Origin of the sequence: Methylobacterium marchantiae (assembly GCF_042679825.1) — a bacterium.
Classification (GTDB): domain Bacteria; phylum Pseudomonadota; class Alphaproteobacteria; order Rhizobiales; family Beijerinckiaceae; genus Methylobacterium; species Methylobacterium marchantiae.
Genome location: NZ_JBHTND010000025.1, coordinates 59,467 through 66,080 on the forward strand (window position 1 = coordinate 59,467; position 6,614 = coordinate 66,080).

5 protein-coding genes and 1 pseudogene are annotated in these 6,614 nt (G+C 65.5%); all 6 read left to right on the forward strand.

The window, feature by feature from the left end; all coding sequences use genetic code 11:
• Nucleotides 1-9 precede the first annotated feature (9 nt).
• Nucleotides 10-1,326, forward strand: a complete 1,317-nt coding sequence (locus tag ACFQ4G_RS16900) for an ABC transporter substrate-binding protein (protein ID WP_238208979.1) — start codon at nucleotides 10-12, stop codon at nucleotides 1,324-1,326.
• Between the two features lie 95 nt (nucleotides 1,327-1,421).
• Complete coding sequence (locus ACFQ4G_RS16905) at nucleotides 1,422-1,712, forward strand: hypothetical protein (protein ID WP_238208978.1); 291 nt, start codon at nucleotides 1,422-1,424, stop codon at nucleotides 1,710-1,712.
• Nucleotides 1,713-1,879: 167 nt separating this feature from the next.
• Entirely contained in the window at nucleotides 1,880-3,829 is a 1,950-nt protein-coding gene (gene acs / locus ACFQ4G_RS16910) for an acetate--CoA ligase (RefSeq protein WP_238208977.1), read from the forward strand.
• Nucleotides 3,830-4,069: 240 nt separating this feature from the next.
• Nucleotides 4,070-4,378 (forward strand): DUF485 domain-containing protein, encoded by a 309-nt coding sequence (locus ACFQ4G_RS16915; RefSeq protein ID WP_238208976.1) that lies wholly within the window; start codon nucleotides 4,070-4,072, stop codon nucleotides 4,376-4,378.
• Entirely contained in the window at nucleotides 4,375-6,069 is a 1,695-nt protein-coding gene (locus ACFQ4G_RS16920; RefSeq protein WP_238208975.1) for a cation acetate symporter, read from the forward strand. Before ACFQ4G_RS16915 ends, ACFQ4G_RS16920 begins: the two co-directional genes overlap by 4 nt.
• A 334-nt stretch (nucleotides 6,070-6,403) precedes the next feature.
• A pseudogene (locus tag ACFQ4G_RS16925) lies at nucleotides 6,404-6,614 on the forward strand (MFS transporter); the annotation flags it as partial.

Genomic DNA, 6,614 nt, shown 5'->3' on the forward strand with positions numbered 1-6,614 from the left:
GCATCCATCATGACGCGACGCCTCATGCGGCCGATGGCGGTTGCGGCCCTGGTCCTGACGCTTTGCCTTCCGGCCGCCGCGGCCGATCCCGTCCGCCTGACCCTCCTCACCAATCGCACCGGCCCCAACGCCGCCATCGGCGCGCGGGTCGCCAACGGCATGCACGACTACCTGGAGATGCTGAACCAGCGCGATGGCGGCATCGGCGGCGTGCCGCTCGAGGTCGAGGAATGCGAGGTGTCCTCGGAGGTGGAGCGCGCCCGCGCCTGCTATGCCAAAGCCCGCGAGGCCGGATCGGTGCTGATCACGACGCCCGACCGGGGCGTCACCTACGAATTGCTGCAGCCCTCCGCCCGCGACCGGATCCCGATCCTGTCGCTGGCCGACGGTTTCCCCGTCGGCACGCGCGGCGATCTCCTGCCCTGGGTGTTCAACCCCTCCGCCACCGTGCTCGGCGGCATGACCATGGCGATCCGCTATCTCGCGAACCGGCTGGGCGGCCTTTCCGAACTGCAGGGCCTCTCCATAGGCCTCGTCTACAGCGATGCGGGCGCCGATCCGTCCGCCCTCGCGGTCCTGCGGGAACTCGCCGCCCGCTACGGGTTCTCGACGCCGCTCTTCGCGGACGACGAGACGGATGCCGGCAAGGCCGCCCTGTGGACGCGGATCGCCGCTTCGCCACCGGACCACATTCTCCTCCTCGGCCAGGGCACGCAGAGCGGCGCCTCCGTCGAGGAAGCCCTGAAGGTCGGCTTCCCGCCGGACCGGATGATCGCCCTGCGCTGGCCCGACCAGGACGGAATCCGCCGCACCGGCTCCGCCAGTCGCGGCTTCAAGGAGGTGAGCCGTCACGCCTTCGGCGACGCATTCCCGGCCTTCGACGCCATCGACCAGTTCGTCACCGATCGCGGCCTGTCCTCGACACCCAAGGACGGGTCGGGCGAGACCCATTACAACCGGGGCGTCTACAATGCCGTGCTCGCCGCCGAGGCCGTCTCGGAGGCGCAGAGGGCGCGACGCGGCGCCCCTTTGCGCGGCGAGGACGTGCGCCGCAGCTTCGAGAGCCTCTCGGTGGACGACAGCCGCTGGAAGGTGTTCGGCCTCGCAGGCTTCGCCCATGCCGTTACCCTCACCTGCCGCGACCATGGCGGGCGTCCGCCCGGCTTCGTGCAGATCTGGGACGGCGCCAAATGGCTCGTCGCCTCCGATCGGGTCGTGCCGATGACGGACCTCGTCGAGGCACGGCTCGATGCGGTGGTGGACGAGTTCCGCGCGGCCAATCCGGGTTGGCCCGCCCGGACCGAACCCTGCGCGCCGCCCCCCTGAGCCTCGGTGCTCACAAAACGGCGAACGTTCGGTGCGGGCGCAAGGCAACCCGGAAGGCCGGCATCCGTTTTCCTGCACTATTCAGGAGAACATCCATGCGCGCGTCCATCCTCGCCTTCGTCTCGGGCCTCGCAATGACCGGCCTTTCGGCGGCCGGCTTCGCGATGATCGGCACCCCCGCCATCGCCCAAGGTGCGGGCACCTCGCAGTCATCGGGCGGCAACATCGACTCGGCCGGACAGTTCCGCAACATCACCTCGACGGGCGTCACCAAGCCTCCCGGCGCCGCCGCCGCGCCCGATACGCAGATGAAGCCGGAAGACCGCCGCAAGCAGCGCAAGACGGAAGGCTCGGGAATAAAGGGCATCTGTATCGGCTGCAACTGATACGGGAGACGGGATGCCGGGCGATATTCTCTAAAAGAGGGGTATAGGCGCCGGTGAATCCCCGGTCTTCGCGCTTGCGAAGAGTCCGTTCCTACGCCTAAGAACAAGTTGGAAGTCCCGGCTGCGCGGTTTTCGCGATACGATCGGGCACCAGCAGGGATAGCGTCATGGACGAGAAGGTGGTCGACGTTCGCGCGGCATGGAGCGACGGCGCGCATGTGGACGATGCCGGGTATCAGGCGATGTACAAGGCCTCGGTCGACGACCCGGCCGCGTTCTGGGGCGAGCACGGCAAGCGGATCGACTGGTCGACGCCGTACTCTTCCGTGAAGGACACCAGCTTCGCTCCCGGCAACGTCTCGATCAAATGGTTCGAGGACGGCAAGACCAACGTCTCCACCAATTGCATCGACCGACATCTCGCCACCCGCGGCGATCAGGTCGCGATCATCTGGGAAGGCGACGACCCTGGCGAATCCAAGCACATCACCTACCGTCAGCTTCATTCGGAAGTCTGCCGGATGGCGAACGTGCTGCGCAATCGCGGCGTCGGCAAGGGCGACCGCGTGACGCTCTACCTGCCGATGATCCCGGAAGCCGCCTACGCCATGCTGGCCTGCGCCCGGCTCGGTGCGGTCCATTCAATCGTCTTCGGAGGCTTCTCGCCGGATTCCCTGGCCGGTCGCATCGAGGGCTGCGCCTCGAAGCTCGTCATCACCGCCGACGAGGGTTTGCGCGGCGGCCGCAAGGTCGCGCTGAAGGCGAATGTCGACGCCGCCATCGGCCGCCTCGGCAAGGACGCCGTCGACCACGTGGTGGTCGTGCGCCGCACCGGCAGCGACGTCCCGATGGAGCCCGGTCGCGACGTCTATTACGACGAGGCCGCAGCCCAGGTGACGGACGAGTGCCCGGCCGTCGCCGTGGAGGCGGAGCACCCGCTCTTCATCCTCTACACGTCCGGCTCGACGGGCCAACCTAAAGGTGTCGTCCACACCACCGGCGGCTATCTCGTCTACGCCTCGATGACCCATCAATACGTCTTCGATTACCGCGAGGGCGAGGTCTACTGGTGCACGGCCGATGTCGGCTGGGTCACCGGCCACAGCTACATCGTCTACGGGCCCCTCGCCAACGGCGCGACGACCCTGATGTTCGAGGGCATCCCGACCTACCCGTCGACCTCGCGGTTCTGGGACGTCGTCGACAAGCACAAGGTCAACATCTTCTACACCGCCCCCACCGCCATCCGCTCGCTCATGGGCGGCGGCGAAGGCCCGGTGAAGAAGACCTCGCGGGCCTCTTTGCGCGTCCTCGGCTCGGTCGGCGAGCCGATCAACCCGGAAGCCTGGGACTGGTACTATAAGGTGGTCGGCGACAGCCGCTGCCCCATCGTCGATACCTGGTGGCAGACCGAGACCGGTGGCATCCTCATCACACCGCTTCCGGGCGCCACCAAGCTGAAGCCGGGCTCGGCCACGCGCCCGTTCTTCGGCGTGCAGCCGCTGATCGTCGATGCCGAGGGCAAGGAGCTCGACGGTCCCTGCGAGGGCAACCTCTGCATCAAGGATTCCTGGCCCGGCCAGATGCGCACGGTCTACGGCGACCACGAGCGCTTCGAGCAGACCTACTTCTCGACCTACCCGAATCTCTACTTCACCGGCGACGGCTGCCGCCGAGATGCGGACGGATATTACTGGATCACCGGGCGCGTCGACGACGTCATCAACGTCTCCGGCCACCGCATGGGAACCGCGGAGGTCGAATCCTCCCTCGTCGCCCATCCGAAGGTCTCGGAAGCCGCCGTCGTCGGCTACCCGCATTCCATGAAGGGACAGGGCATCTACGCCTACGTCACCCTGATGGAGGGCGAGGAAGGCTCCGACGTGCTGCGCAAGGAGCTGGTGGCCTGGGTCCGCAAGGATATCGGCCCGATCGCCTCACCGGACCTGATCCAGTTCGCCCCCGGCCTGCCCAAGACCCGTTCCGGCAAGATCATGCGCCGCATCCTGCGCAAGATCGCCGAGGACGAGTTCTCGTCGCTGGGCGACACCTCGACCCTCGCCGAGCCGGCCGTGGTCGACGACCTGATCGAGAACCGCCAGAACCGCGCGTCCTGATCTCCACGTTCCAGAAGTGAAACGGCGCACTCCAATTGGGGTGCGCCGATCGATTCGCGGGTCGGGTTCCGAACCGTCGACCGGTCATGGCGAAATCGTGATCTCGCGACGCTTGCACTGGCGGGCCTCGGGACCCGAGACACGTCAGGCCCGCATCGAATTCAATCGTCCCCTCATCTCATCGCTGCTCGATCCCCAGGCCCCGATCAGAAGGGCCGAGGCTTCAGGGAAGGTAATGCCATGTCCGACATCGAGACTGCGCGGATTGCGCAGAATCCGCGATTCAAGGAGCTCGTCCACGAACGCACGCGCTTCGGCTGGACGCTGACGATCCTGATGCTGCTGGTCTATTTCGGCTTCATCGGCCTGATCGCCTTCGACAAGTCCCTGCTCGCCATGAAGGTCGGCAGCGCCACCACTTCGCTTGGCCTCATCCTCGGCGTCGCCGTGATCGTCTTCGCCTTCATCCTCACCGGCATCTACGTCCAGCGCGCCAACAGCCGCTTCGACGATCTGACCGCCGCGCTCAAGCGGGATCTCGGCCGATGATCCGCTCAGCCCACCCGATCGCCCTCGGCACCACCCTCGCTGTCATTCTCGCGGGCGCCGCCTATGCGGCCGGCCCGGATATCGGCGCCGTCACGAAAGCCCAGACGAACTGGCCGGCCATCGGCATGTTCGCGTTCTTCGTGCTCTTCACCCTCGGCATCACCTACAAGGCGGCCAAGGGTACCAAGTCGGCCTCCGACTTCTACGCCGCCGGCGGCGGCATCTCGGCCGGCACGAACTCGCTGGCGATCGCCGGCGACTACATGTCGGCGGCCTCGTTCCTCGGCATTTCGGGCCTCGTCTACACCTCCGGCTTCGACGGCCTGATCTACTCCACCGGCTTCCTCGTCGGTTGGCCGATCGTGCTGTTCCTCATCGCCGAGCGGCTGCGCAACCTCGGCAAGTTCACCTTCGCCGACGTAGCCTCGTTCCGCCTCGACCAGACCTCGATCCGCATCATCTCGGCGGTGGGAACCCTCGTCGTGGTGGCGTTCTACCTGATCGCCCAGATGGTCGGCGCGGGTAAGCTGATCCAGCTTCTGTTCGGCCTGGACTACCTCTACGCCGTGGTGATCGTCGGTGTGCTGATGATCGTCTACGTCGCTTTCGGCGGCATGAAGGCCACGACCTGGGTCCAGGTGATCAAGGCATGCCTGCTGCTCGGCGGCGCCACCTTCATGGCCGGCGCGGTCCTCTACAAGTACGGCTTCAACCCCGAGGCCCTGTTCTCGGCGGCCGTCGCCACCCATCCGAAGGGCGACGCCATCATGTCGCCGGGCGGCCTCGTCTCGAACCCGATCGAGGCGATCTCGCTGGGCGTCGGCCTGATGTTCGGAACCGCCGGCCTGCCGCACATCCTGATGCGCTTCTTCACCGTCTCCGACGCTCAGGCCGCCCGCAAGTCGGTGTTCTACGCCACCGGCCTGATCGGCTACTTCTATATCCTGACCTTCATCATCGGCTTCGGCGGCATCGCCCTGCTGATGTCGGACCCGGCCTATTTCAAGCTCGATCCGGCCGGCGCCTTCGACAAGCTCAAGGGCATGATCGGCGGCACCAACATGGTCGCGGTGAACCTCGCCAACGCTGTGGGCGGGCCGTACTTCCTCGGCTTCATCTCGGCGGTGGCCTTCGCGACCATTCTCGCGGTGGTGGCCGGCCTGACGCTCGCCGGTGCTTCGGCAGTGAGCCACGATCTCTATGCCAGCGTCATCGCCCGGGGTCGTACCAACGAGGCGTCCGAGGTCAGGCTTTCGAAGATCTCGGCGGTGGTCATCGGAATCGTCGCGATCTATCTCGGCTATGTCTTCGAGAATCAGAACGTCGCCTTCATGGTCGGTCTCGCCTTCTCGGTGGCGGCGAGCTGCAACTTCCCGATCCTGACCATGTCGATCCTGTGGCGGGGAACCACCACCTGGGGCGCCCTCATCGGCGGCTTCGTCGGTCTCTTCGCGGCGGTCGGCATGGTGATCTTGTCGAAGGCGGTGTGGGTGACGACCTTCGGCAATCCGGTGGCGATCTTCCCTTATGACAACCCGGCCCTTTTCTCGATGCCCCTCGCCTTCCTCACGATCTATGTCGTGTCGAAGCTCGACAATACGGCCAGGGCCAAGCGCGAACGCGCCTTGTTCGATGCGCAGTTCATTCGCTCGGAGACGGGAATCGGAGCGTCGGGCGCCCACGCGCACTGACGACGGGCTTCATCTCCCGGACATTTGAGAAGGGGCGCGGCGTGAGCCGCGCCCTCTTTTTATGTCCGGCGCATTTTAATCCCGGCCATCGACAAAAAAATAATTGCCGCGGCGTTGAAAAATATCTCAATTCGGTACTGGAACACCGCTTTCCGGTCTTGGGCGAAAGCATAGTCTCGCTTAATAGTACGCCCGACGTACCCAGATCGGACCAGTGTGCACAGCGAGACTGTTCAGTCTCGTCGGCCTCTCCGGAAGTCAGGGTGACGTAAAAGGGTCCAATGTGCCACGAGTGGACAACGCTTGGGCAGTAGAAATTCTGGAGAAACGTTTCATGGTTGCGGCTAGCGCAATTCCTGGCAGCTCATCGGCCACACGGCCCATGAGCGCGGGCGAGAAGAAGGTCATTCTCGCCTCGTCCCTCGGTACCGTGTTCGAATGGTACGACTTTTATCTGTACGGATCGCTGGCGGCGATCATCGGGGCGCAGTTCTTCTCGGCCTATCCGGAAGCGACGCGCAACGTGTTCGCGCTGCTGGCCTTCG

Coding starts and splice junctions, on each gene's coding strand:
- ACFQ4G_RS16900 (WP_238208979.1), top strand. CDS start 10: ATGACGCGACGCCTCATGCGGCCGATGGCGGTTGCGGCCCTGGTCCTG.
- ACFQ4G_RS16905 (WP_238208978.1), top strand. CDS start 1,422: ATGCGCGCGTCCATCCTCGCCTTCGTCTCGGGCCTCGCAATGACCGGC.
- acs (WP_238208977.1), top strand. CDS start 1,880: ATGGACGAGAAGGTGGTCGACGTTCGCGCGGCATGGAGCGACGGCGCG.
- ACFQ4G_RS16915 (WP_238208976.1), top strand. CDS start 4,070: ATGTCCGACATCGAGACTGCGCGGATTGCGCAGAATCCGCGATTCAAG.
- ACFQ4G_RS16920 (WP_238208975.1), top strand. CDS start 4,375: ATGATCCGCTCAGCCCACCCGATCGCCCTCGGCACCACCCTCGCTGTC.